The following is a 15,685-nucleotide window of genomic DNA, read 5'->3' on the forward strand; positions in this document are numbered from 1 at the left end:
GCAAGGGGGAAGCGAAGCATCACTACTTGCGGAAGTACACTTTATAGAAAAAACACGGTTCACAAAATACGGCAGAAATATAAAGACTTAAAGGAGAGGGATTATCGTGGAAAGAAGTTTATCTATGGAGTTAGTACGTGTAACAGAGGCTGCAGCATTATCATCAGCGCGTTGGATGGGACTCGGGAAAAAAGATGAGGCAGACGGTGCAGCAACATCAGCTATGCGTGATGTATTTGATACAATTCCGATGAAAGGTACAGTTGTAATTGGTGAAGGTGAGATGGATGAAGCGCCAATGCTGTATATCGGAGAGAAATTAGGTACAGGATATGGCCCACGCGTAGACGTTGCAGTTGATCCTTTAGAGGGGACGAACATCGTAGCAGCTGGCGGATGGAATGCACTTGCTGTTATTGCAATTGCAGATCATGGTAATTTGTTACATGCTCCTGACATGTACATGGATAAAATTGCGGTTGGCCCAGAAGCAGTTGGGGCAGTTGATATTAACGCACCTATTATCGATAACCTACGTGCCGTTGCGAAAGCGAAGAATAAAGATATTGAAGATGTTGTAGCGACAGTTTTAAATCGTCCACGTCATCAAGCAATTATCGAAGAAATTCGTAAGGCTGGTGCACGTATTAAGTTAATTAATGATGGAGATGTAGCTGGAGCAATCAATACAGCGTTTGACCGTACAGGTGTAGATATTTTATTCGGTTCTGGTGGGGCTCCTGAAGGTGTATTAGCTGCGGTTGCGCTAAAATGCTTAGGTGGAGAAATTCAAGGAAAGCTCTTACCACAAGACGAAGCTGAATTAGCACGTTGTAAAAAAATGGGCATTGAAGATATAAATCGCATCCTTCGTATGGAAGACTTAGTAAAAGGTGACGATGCAATCTTTGCTGCAACAGGTGTAACAGACGGAGAACTATTACGCGGCGTTCAATTTAAAGGTAGCGTAGGAACAACAGAATCCCTTGTTATGCGTGCGAAGTCAGGTACAGTACGCTTCGTAGACGGACGTCATAGCTTAAATAAAAAACCGAACTTGGTTATTAAATAAAAAGCGTAAGCAGCTCGTTCAGAAGCGGATCTACCGACCATTATAGCCGCCGAAACTAGATTAAATAAAAGCAGAAATACCTTATCTATTCTTCCTTAAAATAAGGTGAGTAGAAAAAAGTAAGAAATATAAAAAGCGAAGACAAATTTTCTTGTCTTCGCTTCTTGTATTTGTGTTCCAACGTATTGATTAAAACTAGATAAAAGGGTTACAATAGTGAATATTACCCTACTTGAACTTATTGCCTTTCATTATTAATTATTTGCCTTCCGTATTTTTTCCCTTTACCCATTTGAAAAGAGAATAATGTTAAAGTGTGGTGTCTGAATGAATTTGTCAATTGCAGCATTAGAAAACATGAAATTAAAAGAGTTATATGAGCTTGCGAAAGAATTTAAGATTTCGTATTACAGCAAGTTAACGAAAAAAGAGTTAATCTTTTCTATTTTGAAAGCTCGAGCAGAAAAAGAAGGTTTCTTTTTCATGGAAGGTGTATTAGAAATTATTCAATCAGAAGGATTTGGATTCCTACGTCCTATCAACTATTCTCCAAGCTCAGAAGATATTTATATCTCAGCTTCGCAAATTCGTCGTTTCGATTTACGTAATGGAGACAAAGTTTCTGGTAAAGTACGACCTCCGAAAGAAAATGAACGCTATTTTGGATTATTACAAGTTGAAGCTGTAAACGGAGATGATCCAGATTCAGCAAAAGAGCGTGTGCATTTCCCTGCATTAACACCATTATACCCAGATCGCCAAATGAAGTTGGAAACGGAAACGAAAAAGTTACCGACACGCATCATGGATTTAATCGCACCAGTTGGATTTGGACAACGTGGTTTAATTGTTGCGCCTCCAAAGGCTGGTAAAACAAGTCTGTTAAAAGAAATTGCACACAGTGTCACAACAAATCATCCGGAAGCGGAATTAATTGTACTTTTAATTGATGAGCGTCCAGAGGAAGTAACAGATATTGAACGTTCTGTTAAAGGTGACGTTGTAAGCTCTACTTTTGATGAAGTACCAGAAAATCATATTAAAGTAGCCGAGCTTGTATTAGAGCGTGCAATGCGTCTTGTGGAACATAAAAAAGACGTTGTCATTTTAATGGATAGTATTACCCGTTTAGCGCGTGCCTACAACCTTGTTATTCCGCCAAGTGGTAGAACATTATCGGGTGGTATCGATCCGGCTGCCTTCCATAGACCGAAGCGCTTCTTCGGAGCTGCGCGTAATATTGAAGAAGGCGGTAGCTTAACAATTTTAGCAACAGCCCTTGTTGATACAGGGTCTCGTATGGACGATGTAATTTACGAGGAGTTTAAAGGAACTGGAAATATGGAACTTCACTTAGATCGCTCATTAGCTGAGCGTCGTATCTTCCCAGCGATTGATATTCGTCGCTCTGGTACGCGTAAAGAAGACCTATTAATTCCAAAAGAACATTTAGACAAACTATGGGGTATTCGTAAAACGATGCGTGATACGCCAGACTTTGTTGAAAGTTTCTTACGTAAACTTCGTCAAACAAAGACAAATGAAGAATTTTTACAAAACATTGTTGCAGACTCAAAAAGGTATGTAACAACTAAGTAAAGGGAAAAGGTTGGGACTCGCTTATTTCGTAGTAAGCGAGTTTTTTATGTTTTTTAAGGGAATATTAGAGAGAGTAATATATGGAAATAATTATGTTTTTTGAGATGGAAATCATATTTTGTGTTAGAGCTGGGCGAGTCACCTCCACTTTAAAAGTAATATCCAGCTCCAGCGGCAAGAATCTCCGGTCATTTCGCTCTCTCGCTCGAAGCAAAAAGCGCTTCAAGGTCGAGAGCTTGAAGTGTCCTGCGATTCTGAGCGAGCCGCTTGCGCTTTTAAATGTTATCCAGCTCCAGCGGCTAGAATGGTCGGTGGCTTCGCGTCTTCCTACGAGGCAAAAAGCGCCTCTACGTCAGAAGCTCCATCCACCTCCCATTCTAAACGAGCCGCTTGCGCTTTTAAATGTTATCCAGTTCCGGTGGCTAGCTCTTCGCATCTAAGAACCTTCCGCCCGAAAGGTAAAAAGCAGCTTTAGGGCGAAAGAACCTTAGCTGGTCATAGCTGAACGAGCCACCTCCACTTTAAATTTCAAAAGACAAAAACAGGTAGTTGCAAAATGGAGTTAGCCTTGTTATAATTTCATCATATGTGTTTCATCAATATAGTTGTGTAAGCAGCTGAAGATGAAAAACTCTGTTTCGAAAATGATTCAGGGCGGAAGGAGATGAAAAGAATGAAAGCAGGAATCCATCCAAATTACAATAAAGTTGTATTTATGGACACGAACACAGGCTTCAAATTCTTAAGCGGGTCTACTAAAGGCTCTAGCGAAACTGTTGAGTGGGAAGATGGTAACACTTATCCATTACTAAAAATTGAGATCAGTTCTGATTCTCACCCATTCTACACTGGACGTCAGAAGTTTGCTACTGCAGACGGACGTGTTGACCGCTTCAATAAGAAATACGGCATCAAGTAATAAAGAACATAAAACAGGCAAGTGTATGTATTCGCTTGTCTGTTTTTTTTGCAAAAATATTAAACCTTTACCCTACTTTGGATTAGGAAAGTAGATGAAAGGAGAGCTCAATGTACTTAATGAACCAAAATGGTTGGATTGAAGTGATTTGCGGGAGTATGTTTTCTGGAAAATCAGAAGAGCTCATCCGCCGTATACGCCGTACGCAATTTGCGAAACAAAATGCGATTGTATTTAAACCATGTATTGATAATCGTTATAGTGAAGAAGATGTTGTATCACATAATGGATTAAAGGTTAAAGCAGTTCCTGTTTCAGCTTCAAAGGATATATTTAACCATGTAACAGAAGAAATGGATGTTATTGCAATCGATGAGGTACAATTTTTTGATGGGGACATTGTGGAAGTGGTGCAAGTATTGGCAAATCGTGGCTATCGTGTCATTGTAGCTGGATTAGACCAAGATTTCCGTGGTCTACCATTTGGACAAGTTCCTCAGCTGATGGCGATTGCTGAACATGTAACTAAATTGCAGGCAGTTTGTTCTGCATGTGGATCTCCTGCAAGTCGTACGCAACGTTTAATCGATGGAGAACCAGCGGCATTTGATGATCCAATTATTTTAGTTGGGGCTTCAGAATCGTATGAACCACGTTGTCGTCATTGTCATGCAGTACCTACAAAACAAAGATAAATGAAACTCGCTATGTAGAGCGGGTTTTTTTCGAAAATAGATGAAGATTGGTGGCCAGCTCTTCGTGTATAAGAACCTCCGCTACTTAAGGTAAAAAGCACCTTTTGTGCGAGAGAACCTTAGCCAGTCAGAGCTGAACGATCCGCCTGCGCTTTTAAATATATTATCTAGCTTCAGCGGCTAGAATCTCCGGTCATTTCGCTCTCTCACTCGAAGCAAAGAGCGCTTCAAGGTCGAGAGCTCCAATGTCCTGCGATTCTGAACAAGCCACCTGCGCTTTTAAATATAATTTGCGTTTTTTTGATTAAGTACCATATACTATTTGTATTAGATACTAGGATGTAGAGGTGAATGGTGTGTTAGATCGTTTGCAAGCTGTAGAAGATCGTTATGAGAAGTTAAATGAATTGTTAAGTGACCCAGAGGTTATTAGCGATACAAATAAGCTTCGTGAGTATTCAAAGGAACAATCTGATATACAAGAAACGGTAGAGGTGTACCGTGAGTATAAAGATGCTCGTGAGCAGTTAAAAGATGCGAAAGCAATGTTAGAAGACAAGTTAGATGCTGATATGCGTGACATGGTAAAAGAGGAAGTTTCTGAATTAGAGGGTCAAGAGAAGACTTTATCAGAGCGTCTGAAAATTTTACTTGTTCCAAAAGACCCTAATGATGATAAAAACGTTATCGTTGAGGTTCGTGGTGCTGCTGGTGGTGACGAGGCAGCTTTATTTGCTGGTGATTTATATCGTATGTATAGCCGTTATGCTGAGGTGCAAGGTTGGAAAACTGAAATTATCGAAGCGAGCTATACAGAGTTAGGTGGATATAAAGAGATTATCTTTATGATTAACGGTAAAGGTGCTTTCGCGAAGCTGAAATTCGAGAATGGTGCTCACCGTGTACAACGTGTTCCTGAAACGGAATCTGGTGGACGTATTCATACATCTACAGCAACTGTAGCTGTATTACCAGAGGCAGAAGAAGTAGAAATTAATATTCATGAAAAAGATGTTCGTGTTGATACATTTGCTTCTAGTGGTCCTGGTGGACAGAGTGTTAATACAACGATGTCAGCGGTACGTTTAACGCATTTACCGACTGGTGTAGTTGTATCTTGTCAGGATGAGAAATCACAGATCAAGAATAAAGAAAAAGCAATGAAAGTATTACGTGCACGTGTTTATGATAAATTCAGACAAGAAGCGCAAGCTGAGTACGATCAAAACCGTAAACAAGCTGTTGGTACGGGAGACCGTTCAGAGCGTATCCGTACGTATAACTTCCCGCAAAACCGTGTTACTGACCATCGAATCGGCTTAACGATTCAAAAGCTAGATCAAATCCTACAAGGTAAGTTAGATGATTTCATCAATGCCTTAGTGATGGAAGATCAGGCGCAAAAGATGGAGGCAGCTGAGTAATGCGTGTCTATGAAGCCCTGAAATGGGCTTCTTCTTTTTTACAAGAAAATGGACGAGATGAGAATGCGGGAGAAATTGTCCTTTGTCATGTATTAAAGACGAACAGAACAGGAATGCTCATGAATATGCGTGAAGAAATAACTGTGGAACAAGAGAAAAGTTTTGCAGAATTTATCCACAAGCATGTAGATGGTACTCCAATCCAATATATGCTTGGGTATGAAATGTTTTATGGCCGAGCATTCTTTGTAAATGAAGAGGTATTAATACCAAGGCCAGAAACAGAGGAACTTATAGTTGGAGTCCTAGAGAGAATTGAGCGCCATTTCGGTAATGAGGAGCTTCATGTAGCGGATATTGGCACAGGTAGTGGAGCGATTTCTATTACGCTCGCTGTAGAAAATAAAAATCTTCATGTGTATACGGTAGATATTGCACAGGAATCGATTGAAGTTGCAAAAGAAAATGCAAAGGCTTTAGGAGCGGAAGTAACTTTCTATCACGGTGATTTACTGTCGCCGTTTTATGAAACTGGTCAGAAGCTAGATGTTGTTGTTTCAAATCCTCCATATATACCGGAGGAAGATTGGCGTGGTCTTTCTCCTGTTGTGAAAGAGCATGAGCCGAAAAGGGCGCTTGTTGGCGGTGAAGATGGATTAGATTTCTATCGCCGTTTTATGGAGGAATTACCAAACGTATTAAAGAAAAAGGCGATTGTGGCGTTTGAAATTGGTGTAGGGCAAGGTGAAGATGTAAAAGCATTATTACAGCAAACTTTCCCGCACGCTCATGTTGAAGTTGTCTTTGATATTAATGGAAAAGATCGCATGGTATTTGCAGAAATAGAGTAAGGCATAAGCCTTACTCTATTTCTGTCTGAAAAATTTATAACTACTCGGTCGCACGTTTCATTTAGAGGTTTGGTGTGTAATGGTAATAAAGTTATTTGAATTCATTTCATCTATTGGTAATGAAAAGTTAGTAATGATTTATTAGTCCTCATGTTTTTCATACATCTCTATTTTTTTATTTAGTAAATCTTTACCCCAAACTTGCATTGCTTCTAATACAGGTATAAACTTTTTTCCTTGCTCTGTTAATGAATATTCTACTTTTGGTGGTACAACTTTATAAACTTCTCTGTGTACTAGCTCATCCTCTTCAAGTTCTCTTAATTGTCTAGTTAAGATTCCTTTTGAGATACCCGGTAACATCCTCAATAATTCATTAAACCTAATGATTTTATTTTTACTTAAATGCCACAAAATCACGATTTTCCATCTGCCTGCAATTGCATTTTGGGTAACTGTTAATGGACAAATTTCTTGCTGTACTTCTTCAGAAATCGATTTATCTTGATAACTAAAACGTGCCACAATAAAATCTCCTTTTTCTCTAGGTACTATTTTTATGACTATGTTATTAAATTGTGCCTACTTACATAAATCCTTCTCAAGAAATAGTATATGTATTGTATATAAAAATCAAAAATAACGCTGTATATAACGGAGGAGATTGTATGAAAGTTTTAGTAACAGGTGCAAACGGAAATTTAGGTTCTAAAATTGTTGAGTATTTACTTACTAGATTATCAATTGAAGAAATAATTGTTGGTGTCCGTGATGACAAGTCTGAAAAGGCACTTAGGTATAAGGAGCAAGGCTTAGAAGTACGTGTAACGGATTTTGAAAATCAAGAAACCTTGTTTTCAGCATTCAAAGATGTTGATCGTTTATTCATCATGTCAACATTTGGTGACTTTAATACAGCTATACGTCAGCATACAAATGCAGTAGAAGCTGCCAAAGCAACAGGTGTAAAGCAAATTATTTATCCAAGTGTTACAAGAGCAGAAGGAAATGACTTCTTCTTAGCAGGCATGCATAGAGCACGTGAAGTAGCAATTATTGAGTCAGGTATTCCTTATGTGATTCTGCGTAACAACTGGTATGTAGAAAATGAACTTGGGACAATTCAAAGCTGTATGGCTGGTGCACCTTGGATAACTTCTGCAGGTAAAGGGAAAATCGGTTGGGTATATCGCCCAGATTTAGCTGAAGCAGCAGCGAATATTTTGGTAGCTGATGGTCACAAAAATAAAATTTATGAGCTTTCTGGTGAAAATTTAACACAAAAGCAATTTGTTGATACATTAAGTGAAGTATTAGGAAAAGAAGTTCCTTTATTAGAAGTAGATGATTCTTCTTATGAAGAAATGTTAAAAGGTGCTGGAGTACCTGAAGCCTACTTATCAATGTTAGCAATGACTCAAAAAGGGGTTCGTGAAGGCGGATTAGAATCAACACATACCGATTTAGATTTCTTATTAAAACGTCAGGCTACACCATTAAAACAAGCATTAACACATTTATTAGTAAATACAAGATAGATAAATTAAATTCCTCAGGCGAAATCAAATAATGAATTTTGTATCTTACAAAGTGCCAGTCCACATTAGGACTGGCACTTCTTTATTACTGCCTTTTCTGTCGGTTTTTCATAGAGTGGCTGAGTAGTTACAAAAATTTATATAGATTTTGAATTTAATAGTTTAGAAAGAAGTAACTCTGTCCACACTGTTTCTAGAGGGGACGGTGGAGGAAATGAAAAAACAAGTTATTGCTTATTTTCTTTTATTATTAATTGGTGCACAGTTACTTGTGCAGTTTGGATATATGAAAGCTGATGCAAAAGGGCCTGCTGTTATTCCGAAAGAGGCCGTTCGATTACGTATTTTAGCTAATAGTGATTCTGATAAAGATCAGGCATTAAAACGTAAAGTGCGTGATGAAGTGAAAGCGCAAATTGATGGATGGGTAGCGGATTTAACGTCATTTGAAGAAGCTCGAAAAGTAATTCAAAATCATATTCCTGAAATTGAAAAGACAGTAGCGAATACGCTGAAAGGGGAAGGGAGTAAAGAGAATTTCCAAGTGAAATTTGGTAAGAATGTGAAGTTTCCTACAAAGGTATATGGGAATTTTATTTACCCAGCGGGAGAATATGAAGCGGTACTTATTACAATTGGAAAAGGTGAAGGTGCAAACTGGTGGTGTGTATTATTTCCACCGATGTGTTTCTTAGATTTTTCGAGTGGTACAGCTGTAAGGAAAGAAGAACATGTTGTGAAAGCTGAATCTCCTGAAGAAGAGCAGGTGAAACAATCAGATGAGGAAGTAGTGGATGTACCGGAGAAGAAAGAGGATAAGGTGAAAGAAACGAAAGTAGTAAAGCCGGAAAAAGCTGAAAAAGTAACAGCACCTGAGAAGAAAGTAGTGAAAAATGAAACGCAAGTAGAAGAACAGCCTGTAAAAAAAGTAGAAACAAAAACTGTGGAAAAAGTGGAGAAACCTGTGGAGAAAAAACAAGAAAAGCAAAATGAGTATGTAAAAGTAGAAGAGGAAGAAGAAAAACCAGAGGTTAAATTATTTATCGTCGAAGCTTTTACATCTTTATTCTCTAAGTAGTACTATTAGTAAATCCCTCCTCATATATAAAAATGAGGAGGGATTTACTATGAAGAACGTGTATTTTGCTACGAAAGCAGATGTAGAAAGATTGCATTCTTTTTTCGGACAAGCTAATAAAAAAGATGATAAAATAAATGAGTTGTACGCACAATTTATGATTTTGGAAGAGGCGGGAGAAATACGAGCTGTAATTGGATATGAACAAAGTGAAGAAGATGCACTTATTCGTTCTTGTTTATTCACACCTAATGTGGATAAGCAGACTTTCTTATATTTTTTTGAAATGTTTTTGCAGTATATGAAAGAAAAAAATATTCGACAATTGTACTTACTCACAAACCATCCACAATCTGTGACAATCTTTCAGTTTTTCAACTTTGTCATTATAGAGAAAGAGAAAGTTCCAGAGGGAATTCGACAGTTAGAACACTTTTGTAAAAATATAAAAGAGCCAAATGCAATAATACTAAATTGTCAGCTATTCACAAAGTTATCCACGGATTAACAAGGTTTATCCACATTTTGTGGATAAACCTTGTTTGTCTTTTGGATAAATCTCATAGTAAACTAAAAATAGACAAGTATTTCATGGTAGAAAAGGACGTGGGAAAAAATGCATACAAATATGTGGGTTGTGGATAATGTTGTGGAAAGAAAAAAATATTATCCACAATTAAAAGAAGCAGCAAGATTATTAAGAGAAAATGAAGCGGTGGCATTCCCGACAGAAACGGTATATGGGTTAGGAGCAAACGCAATGGACGATGAAGCGATAGCGAAAATTTTTGCGGCGAAAGGGAGACCGAGTGATAATCCACTGATTGTCCACATAGGAACAAAATCTCAGTTAGATGGTATTGTAAGAGAAATTCCACCGGTTGCAGAAAAGTTAATGGAGCATTTTTGGCCAGGACCATTAACAATCATTTTACCGAGAAAAGAAGGGATTTCAGAGCGGGTTACGGCGGGACTTAATACGGTCGGAGTAAGGATGCCAGATCATCCAGTAGCGCTCGCTCTTATTGAAGAAGCAAACGTGCCTGTTGCAGCACCGAGTGCGAATCGTTCTGGACGCCCAAGTCCAACATTAGCTTCTCATGTGTATGAAGATTTAAACGGGAAAATTGCGGGTATCGTTGATGGTGGGGCGACAGGAGTAGGCGTTGAATCAACTGTAATTGATTGTACGAGCGAAGTTCCGACGATTCTACGTCCTGGTGGGATTACGAAGGAACAATTGGAAGCAGTAATAGGAAATGTTTCTTTAGATCCAGCTTTAAAGGATGAGAAAGAAAAACCGAAATCGCCTGGAATGAAATATACACATTATGCACCGAAAGCGCCACTTAGTATTGTTGAAGGATCCCGTGAGTTTATTCAGTGTATTGTGGATGAGAAAAAGAAAGAAGGGTTTAAAGTAGGTGTATTAACGACCGAAGAGTATCAACATGTATATAGTGCTGATGTTGTATTATCTTGTGGTATGCGAAGTGATTTAGCTAGCGTTGCGACTAAATTATATGATGTGCTTAGAACGTTTGATGCAAGTGAAGTAGATGTTATCTTTAGTGAATCATTCCCGAATGAAGGAATAGGAAATGCAATTATGAATCGTTTAACAAAAGCGGCGGGACATCATATTATCACTGAATGATAATGTACCTTTAGCAAACAGAATATTTCTCCTCGGATAAGCATATTGTGAAGTAGCACGTCCGAGGGGGGATATGAATGACACTTGAACAGCTAATACCTTTAATAATTATGGCATTCGCCCTAGGGATGGATGCATTTTCAGTGAGCCTCGGTATGGGGATGGTAACATTAAAGTTAAGACAAATCCTTTATATCGGTATGACGATTGGGATATTTCATATTATTATGCCGTTTATCGGAATGGTACTAGGACGTTTTCTATCAGAGAAGTATGGGGATGTCGCGAATTTTGCAGGAGCTATTTTATTAATTGGGCTAGGGTTCTATATTGTATATTCGTCTATTTTAGAAGGTGAAGAGACTAGAACTGCTCCAATTGGAATTAGTTTATTTGTATTTGCATTTGGTGTCAGTATAGATAGTTTTTCAGTAGGTCTTAGTCTTGGAATTTATGGGGCGCAGACGATTATTACGATATTACTGTTTGGATTTGTAAGCATGTTATTAGCATGGGTTGGCTTATTAATTGGTAGACATGCGAAAGGTATGCTTGGTACATATGGTGAAATAGTAGGTGGTATCATTCTGGTTGGATTTGGATTATATATCCTTTTTCCTATATAATTTTATGTAGGAGGGAATTATGAACAAGTTATTGGGATGGTATGTTAAGTTTTTAACCTTCTTTCCTCGATGGCTAAGAAGACTTATAATTTGGGGTATTATTTTGCAAATTTCGATGTTAGGTTGGATTAAATTAATTCGTGAATGGTAAGATGATTCCTTTCTGTGCATAGTTTTGTTTGTACTATATTGATCTCACTAAAAAATTGCAAATATAGAAAGGATGAGATGAATGACGAGATTGAAGCAAGTTTTTGGTATTATTATTAGTTTTTTCGTTTTTTGGTTTAGTATGCTCGGTGTACAAATGTTTGCTGAGTTTTTAGATATTGAGTCATTGAAGTTTGTTGCAGGAAAGACGGAGGCAGCGCGTGCTTTTTATTCTCCATACCCGTTTCTAATTGTTTTTCTTATTACACTGCTTTCCCTATACTTCTTAGTAATTAAGCTTGGGAAACCGAAAAAAGAGAAATTACCTGCATTAGAGGAGAAGAACGAAGAATTACAGTGAAAAAATCCCCCGCTTTTTAGCGGGGGATTTTATATTTGGGTGATGGAGCTCTCTCGATCGAAGCAAAAAGCGCTTCAAGGTCGAGAGCTTGAAGTGTCCTGCGATTCTGAGCGAGCCGCTTCCACTTTTAGATAGTATCCAGTTCCAGTGGCCAGCTCTTCGCATCTAAGAACCTCCCGCACTAAAGGTAAAAAGCACCTTTTGTGCGAGAGAACCTTAGCTGGTCAGAGCTAAGCGGGCCGCTTCCACTTTTAGATGTATCCAGCTCCAGCGGCTAGAATGGTCGGTGGCTTCGCGTCTTCCTACGAGGCAAAAAGCGCCTTTACGTCAGAAGCTCCATCCTCCTCCCATTCTGAACGAGCCGCTTCCACTTTTAAACAGGCCTCACCAATTCAAATTGTTCTCCTAGTTTTGCGTAGTTGTGTCCTGCTAGGCGGCTTATTGGTTTTAGTTCTTCGGCGTGAATGCGCCCGTTTTCGTATAAGTGTTCTGCGACGTGGAAGCGAACGACGCGGCCAATTAGTAGATCGCAAGCTGGTGAGTCTTCTGTTCCACCAAGAGGAATTGCGCGTTCTAGTACGCATTCCATTCGAATATTTGCTTCTTTCACACCTGGAACGGAGATGACATCACTTTCAATTGGCGTTAGTTTCGCTAGTTCAATTTCACTCTCATTTGGCGGGAGGTTAGCTGCTGTTTCGTTAATTGCTTCTACGTAAGATTCATCAGAAATATGTACGACAAATTCGCCCTTTTCGATTGCGTTTCGAGAAGTATCTTTCGGTGTTCCTGCTTTTCGTTGTACAGAAACTGAGATAAGTGGTGGATTAGCAGCGACAATATTGAAATAACTATATGGTGCCCCGTTTAATACGCCGTCTTTTGTTACAGAAGTAACGAAAGCGACAGGGCGTGGAATGATACTTCCTGTAAGTAATTTGTAATTATCTTTTTCAGTTTGCTCGTTTGGATTAATGGATAACATGCTTGTAATCCCCTTTCTAAATATGAATACTTACTGTTTGTTTACAAGATATCAATGGGAATCTCCTGCTGAAAATAATATTTTTTTGATGATGTAAAAAAAGAGATTACCTCAATTGTACTGAAGTAATCTCTTTTTTGGTAAACATCTTGAAATCGAGATAAATATTAAAGTAAAACGTATGCGCCAGGTCCGATTAAAGCTACACCAACAGCAACAGCGATTAACATTAAATTATACTCATATCCGTTTTGTGTTACCCAGTAACCATTTTTTCCGTGAACAGTGAAGATTGCCATTAACATCGTTCCGACGATAAATAATGAACCAACTGCAGTGAAAATACCTGATGCGAATAAGAAGCCACCTAATAATTCAGTTGCGCCAGCCATAAATGCCATGAATACACCAGGGCGTAACCCGATTGATTCCATCCAGCCACCTGTTCCTTTTAAACCGTAACCACCGAACCAACCAAATAATTTTTGAGCACCATGACCCATGAATGTAATACCTATAATAAGACGAATAATAAGAAGACCGAAATCCATCATTTTTAAAAACCTCCTAAAAGTTATTAACTTACCTTATGTAAGTAATAATAAAATAGTTACTTACTTTAGTCAAGTAGATTTAGAAAAAAGTTTGAAATAAATTTTACAAATTAACAACAAAAAGCAAAATGTAGTAAAGACCTCTAGACAAGTTGGGTGAAAAAAGAGAAAATATAAGTAGAAGTTAACTTCTTATTGTTATTCAGACAATCAGAATTGACTGGAATTTTGTGAGGCGCTACAATAAGAGTCTATTAGTAATGACACAATTTATTTCGAAAGCGTTTTTACAGTATAACATTCGAAGTATGAAGTCTTACGTGTATTTCGATCTTGAATAGAGATTGCCCTATAAACTTTTAGGTAAATTATAAGGAGGACTATCCTATGTTTAAAAAATTATTCGGTTTTGGTTCAAAAACAAATGAAGAAACAATCGTAGCTCCATTAACTGGAGCAGTGAAAAATATTGAAGAAGTACCAGATCCAGTATTCGCTGGTCGTATGATGGGTGACGGTGTTGCAATCGATCCTACTGAAGGTGTAGTTGTATCTCCAGTTGATGGTGAAATCGTACAATTATTCCACACGAAACATGCTATTGGAATTAAAGCGAAAAACGGTACAGAAATTTTAATCCACGTTGGATTAGAAACTGTAAAAATGGAAGGTGAAGGTTTCGAAGCTCACGTTTCTGAAGGACAAGCTGTAAAAGCTGGAGATAAATTAATCTCATTCGACTTAGAATTAATTCGTGAAAAAGCGAAAAGCACAATTACTCCAATCGTTATTACAAACACAGATGCAGCTGAGTCTATTAAGACAACTGTAGGTGTAACAGCTACAAAAGGTTCAACAGAAGTAATGAAAGTTACAATGAAATAATTATTCTATAAGAGGAATCTGTTTCGTATGAAATGGATTCCTTATTTTATTTTGTAGTGTGTTCATCATGTATGGTAAAATACCTTGGGCACTTGGAAATAGGGTTTCACATATATGTGGATAAGGCGCATTTTTCTTAGAAAAAATATAAGAGAAATGCGCCTTTCGTATATTCACATTTCTTTTGTTCTATTCTAATGTACGCTATGATAAATGGTAGAAAACAGAAAAAAGGGGCGGGTTTAGATGAAACGAGTGTTATTTGTTTGCACTGGAAATACATGCCGTAGTCCGATGGCTGAGGCATTGCTTCGTCATTACGGAGAAGGTAAATTTGAAGTGCAATCTGCTGGCGTTTTCGCCTATCCTGGAAGCGATGCGTCGGTACATGCAAAGGAAGCTTTAGCTGAAAAAGGCATTGCAATCGATCATGCCGCGCAGCAGGTAAATGAAACTTTGGTTGATTGGGCGGATATTGTAGTAACAATGACGGAAAACCATAAGCAAATTGTACTTGGGCATTATCCGAGTGTTGAAAAGAAATTGGATACATTATATGGATTAACTGAGGGTATAAGTAAGGATATTTCAGATCCATTTGGCGGATCGCTTTCTATTTATAAAGAAACGCTAGAAGAGATGGAAAAACTTGTACAAACTTTCCTGAAAAAACATTCAGAAGGTTGATGTTTCGTGTATAATACGATATTGGAGATCACTTTGTTCCATTAAGGGAGCGAGTGTGAAATGGAGATAATTGATTGAAACTTTGGAGGGGTAAAAATGAAAGTAGTAGTAGCATCTGATCACGGCGGTATGAATATCCGTAAAGAACTTGTAAGTTTATTAGAAGAATTAAATATTGAATATATTGATTTAGGTTGTGAATGTGAAGCTGGTTCTGTTGATTACCCTGATTTTGCGTTTCCGGCAGCAGAAATGGTCGCAAATGGTGAAGTAGATCGTGGTATTTTAGTTTGCGGGACAGGCATCGGCATGTCAATCGCGGCAAACAAAGTAAACGGTATTCGTTGTGCGTTAGTTCATGATACTTTTAGTGCGAAAGCGACGAGAGAGCATAATGACACTAACATGCTAGCAATGGGCGAGCGTGTAATTGGGGCTGGTCTAGCGCGTGATATCGCAAAAATTTGGTTAACAACTGACTATGAAGGTGGCCGTCACGAAAACCGCGTAGGAAAAATTAAAACGTACGAAACAAAGTAATAGATTCTAACTATGAGTAGTATGAAATATAATTTGGTGAACCAACCTGTGAAAGGAAGAGGCG

Annotated in this window: 19 protein-coding genes; 16 read left to right on the plus strand and 3 right to left on the minus strand. The window is 38.2% G+C overall.

From position 1 onward, the window contains the following. Window positions 1-106: 106 nt before the first annotated feature. The 6 genes from glpX to prmC all read left to right on the plus strand — a co-directional run bounded on the left by glpX (window position 107) and on the right by prmC (window position 6,560). Window positions 107-1,072: a class II fructose-bisphosphatase gene (gene glpX / locus ACP6L7_RS29245; RefSeq protein WP_097831461.1), complete on the plus strand. Its 966-nt coding sequence runs from the start codon at window positions 107-109 to the stop codon at window positions 1,070-1,072. 327 nt (window positions 1,073-1,399) lie between these two features. After that, complete coding sequence (gene rho, locus ACP6L7_RS29250) at window positions 1,400-2,671, plus strand: transcription termination factor Rho (RefSeq protein WP_097831462.1); 1,272 nt, start codon at window positions 1,400-1,402, stop codon at window positions 2,669-2,671. A gap of 673 nt (window positions 2,672-3,344) precedes the next feature. After that, window positions 3,345-3,590, plus strand: a complete 246-nt coding sequence (locus ACP6L7_RS29255; protein WP_000643447.1) for a type B 50S ribosomal protein L31 — start codon at window positions 3,345-3,347, stop codon at window positions 3,588-3,590. A 110-nt stretch (window positions 3,591-3,700) separates the two neighbouring features. Beyond that, the gene (locus tag ACP6L7_RS29260) at window positions 3,701-4,285 is read left to right on the plus strand and encodes a thymidine kinase (protein ID WP_000281088.1); all 585 of its coding nucleotides are present in this window, start codon (window positions 3,701-3,703) and stop codon (window positions 4,283-4,285) included. A 356-nt stretch (window positions 4,286-4,641) separates the two neighbouring features. Beyond that, a complete protein-coding gene (prfA, locus tag ACP6L7_RS29265) occupies window positions 4,642-5,709 on the plus strand; it encodes a peptide chain release factor 1 (RefSeq protein WP_141533318.1) in 1,068 nt (355 codons plus the stop codon). After that, the gene (gene prmC / locus ACP6L7_RS29270) at window positions 5,709-6,560 is read left to right on the plus strand and encodes a peptide chain release factor N(5)-glutamine methyltransferase (RefSeq protein WP_097831465.1); all 852 of its coding nucleotides are present in this window, start codon (window positions 5,709-5,711) and stop codon (window positions 6,558-6,560) included. The genes prfA and prmC overlap by 1 nt, the downstream gene beginning before the upstream one ends. Before the next feature lie 141 nt (window positions 6,561-6,701). On the opposite strand, the gene ACP6L7_RS29275 is transcribed toward prmC, so the two are convergent. Then, on the minus strand, window positions 6,702-7,085 hold the full coding sequence (locus ACP6L7_RS29275; RefSeq protein WP_097831466.1) for a winged helix-turn-helix transcriptional regulator: 384 nt from the start codon (window positions 7,083-7,085) through the stop codon (window positions 6,702-6,704). Between the two features lie 143 nt (window positions 7,086-7,228). Between ACP6L7_RS29275 and ACP6L7_RS29280 the strand changes: the two genes are divergently transcribed. From ACP6L7_RS29280 to ACP6L7_RS29310, 7 genes are all read left to right on the plus strand, one after another. Then, the gene (locus ACP6L7_RS29280) at window positions 7,229-8,098 is read left to right on the plus strand and encodes an SDR family oxidoreductase (RefSeq protein WP_097831467.1); all 870 of its coding nucleotides are present in this window, start codon (window positions 7,229-7,231) and stop codon (window positions 8,096-8,098) included. A 214-nt stretch (window positions 8,099-8,312) separates the two neighbouring features. Continuing rightward, complete coding sequence (gene spoIIR / locus ACP6L7_RS29285) at window positions 8,313-9,176, plus strand: stage II sporulation protein R (protein ID WP_097831468.1); 864 nt, start codon at window positions 8,313-8,315, stop codon at window positions 9,174-9,176. Between the two features lie 49 nt (window positions 9,177-9,225). Beyond that, window positions 9,226-9,684, plus strand: coding sequence for a GNAT family N-acetyltransferase (locus ACP6L7_RS29290; RefSeq protein ID WP_071769891.1), 459 nt, complete (start codon window positions 9,226-9,228; stop codon window positions 9,682-9,684). Window positions 9,685-9,792: 108 nt separating this feature from the next. Beyond that, on the plus strand, window positions 9,793-10,833 hold the full coding sequence (locus ACP6L7_RS29295; protein ID WP_097831469.1) for an L-threonylcarbamoyladenylate synthase: 1,041 nt from the start codon (window positions 9,793-9,795) through the stop codon (window positions 10,831-10,833). Window positions 10,834-10,910: 77 nt separating this feature from the next. Beyond that, a complete protein-coding gene (locus ACP6L7_RS29300) occupies window positions 10,911-11,459 on the plus strand; it encodes a manganese efflux pump MntP (protein WP_097831470.1) in 549 nt (182 codons plus the stop codon). Between the two features lie 19 nt (window positions 11,460-11,478). After that, the gene (locus ACP6L7_RS29305; protein WP_002144729.1) at window positions 11,479-11,610 is read left to right on the plus strand and encodes a hypothetical protein; all 132 of its coding nucleotides are present in this window, start codon (window positions 11,479-11,481) and stop codon (window positions 11,608-11,610) included. Between the two features lie 81 nt (window positions 11,611-11,691). After that, window positions 11,692-11,970, plus strand: a complete 279-nt coding sequence (locus ACP6L7_RS29310) for a DUF3935 domain-containing protein (protein ID WP_097831471.1) — start codon at window positions 11,692-11,694, stop codon at window positions 11,968-11,970. 373 nt (window positions 11,971-12,343) lie between these two features. Here ACP6L7_RS29310 and ACP6L7_RS29315 read toward each other — a convergent pair whose 3' ends face one another. Next, window positions 12,344-12,955: a flavin reductase family protein gene (locus ACP6L7_RS29315; protein WP_097831472.1), complete on the minus strand. Its 612-nt coding sequence runs from the start codon at window positions 12,953-12,955 to the stop codon at window positions 12,344-12,346. A 167-nt stretch (window positions 12,956-13,122) separates the two neighbouring features. After that, window positions 13,123-13,509: a DoxX family protein gene (locus tag ACP6L7_RS29320; protein ID WP_071769887.1), complete on the minus strand. Its 387-nt coding sequence runs from the start codon at window positions 13,507-13,509 to the stop codon at window positions 13,123-13,125. Window positions 13,510-13,896: 387 nt separating this feature from the next. Here ACP6L7_RS29320 and ACP6L7_RS29325 point away from each other — a divergent pair, with 387 nt between their 5' ends. The 3 genes from ACP6L7_RS29325 to rpiB all read left to right on the plus strand — a co-directional run bounded on the left by ACP6L7_RS29325 (window position 13,897) and on the right by rpiB (window position 15,621). After that, window positions 13,897-14,394 carry a PTS sugar transporter subunit IIA gene (locus ACP6L7_RS29325; RefSeq protein ID WP_002016294.1) on the plus strand — a complete coding sequence of 166 codons (498 nt, stop codon included), beginning with the start codon at window positions 13,897-13,899 and terminating at the stop codon, window positions 14,392-14,394. A gap of 246 nt (window positions 14,395-14,640) precedes the next feature. After that, window positions 14,641-15,081, plus strand: coding sequence for a low molecular weight protein arginine phosphatase (locus tag ACP6L7_RS29330; protein WP_097831473.1), 441 nt, complete (start codon window positions 14,641-14,643; stop codon window positions 15,079-15,081). A gap of 96 nt (window positions 15,082-15,177) precedes the next feature. After that, entirely contained in the window at window positions 15,178-15,621 is a 444-nt protein-coding gene (gene rpiB, locus ACP6L7_RS29335; protein ID WP_000869917.1) for a ribose 5-phosphate isomerase B, read from the plus strand. Window positions 15,622-15,685 lie beyond the last annotated feature (64 nt).

Origin of the sequence: Bacillus silvicola, assembly GCF_050524305.1 — a bacterium.
Taxonomy (GTDB): Bacteria; Bacillota; Bacilli; order Bacillales; family Bacillaceae_G; genus Bacillus_A; species Bacillus_A cereus_AT.

Bases quoted from the DNA above. Each gene is read 5' to 3' on its own strand.
- ACP6L7_RS29280 (WP_097831467.1), top strand. From the start codon at position 7,229: ATGAAAGTTTTAGTAACAGGTGCAAACGGAAATTTAGGTTCTAAAATT.
- ACP6L7_RS29330 (WP_097831473.1), top strand. From the start codon at position 14,641: ATGAAACGAGTGTTATTTGTTTGCACTGGAAATACATGCCGTAGTCCG.
- ACP6L7_RS29300 (WP_097831470.1), top strand. From the start codon at position 10,911: ATGACACTTGAACAGCTAATACCTTTAATAATTATGGCATTCGCCCTA.
- ACP6L7_RS29295 (WP_097831469.1), top strand. From the start codon at position 9,793: ATGCATACAAATATGTGGGTTGTGGATAATGTTGTGGAAAGAAAAAAA.
- spoIIR (WP_097831468.1), top strand. From the start codon at position 8,313: ATGAAAAAACAAGTTATTGCTTATTTTCTTTTATTATTAATTGGTGCA.
- ACP6L7_RS29290 (WP_071769891.1), top strand. From the start codon at position 9,226: ATGAAGAACGTGTATTTTGCTACGAAAGCAGATGTAGAAAGATTGCAT.
- ACP6L7_RS29305 (WP_002144729.1), top strand. From the start codon at position 11,479: ATGAACAAGTTATTGGGATGGTATGTTAAGTTTTTAACCTTCTTTCCT.
- ACP6L7_RS29260 (WP_000281088.1), top strand. From the start codon at position 3,701: ATGTACTTAATGAACCAAAATGGTTGGATTGAAGTGATTTGCGGGAGT.
- ACP6L7_RS29320 (WP_071769887.1), bottom strand. From the start codon at position 13,509: ATGATGGATTTCGGTCTTCTTATTATTCGTCTTATTATAGGTATTACA.
- prmC (WP_097831465.1), top strand. From the start codon at position 5,709: ATGCGTGTCTATGAAGCCCTGAAATGGGCTTCTTCTTTTTTACAAGAA.
- ACP6L7_RS29255 (WP_000643447.1), top strand. From the start codon at position 3,345: ATGAAAGCAGGAATCCATCCAAATTACAATAAAGTTGTATTTATGGAC.
- rpiB (WP_000869917.1), top strand. From the start codon at position 15,178: ATGAAAGTAGTAGTAGCATCTGATCACGGCGGTATGAATATCCGTAAA.
- ACP6L7_RS29315 (WP_097831472.1), bottom strand. From the start codon at position 12,955: ATGTTATCCATTAATCCAAACGAGCAAACTGAAAAAGATAATTACAAA.
- rho (WP_097831462.1), top strand. From the start codon at position 1,400: ATGAATTTGTCAATTGCAGCATTAGAAAACATGAAATTAAAAGAGTTA.
- ACP6L7_RS29325 (WP_002016294.1), top strand. From the start codon at position 13,897: ATGTTTAAAAAATTATTCGGTTTTGGTTCAAAAACAAATGAAGAAACA.
- ACP6L7_RS29310 (WP_097831471.1), top strand. From the start codon at position 11,692: ATGACGAGATTGAAGCAAGTTTTTGGTATTATTATTAGTTTTTTCGTT.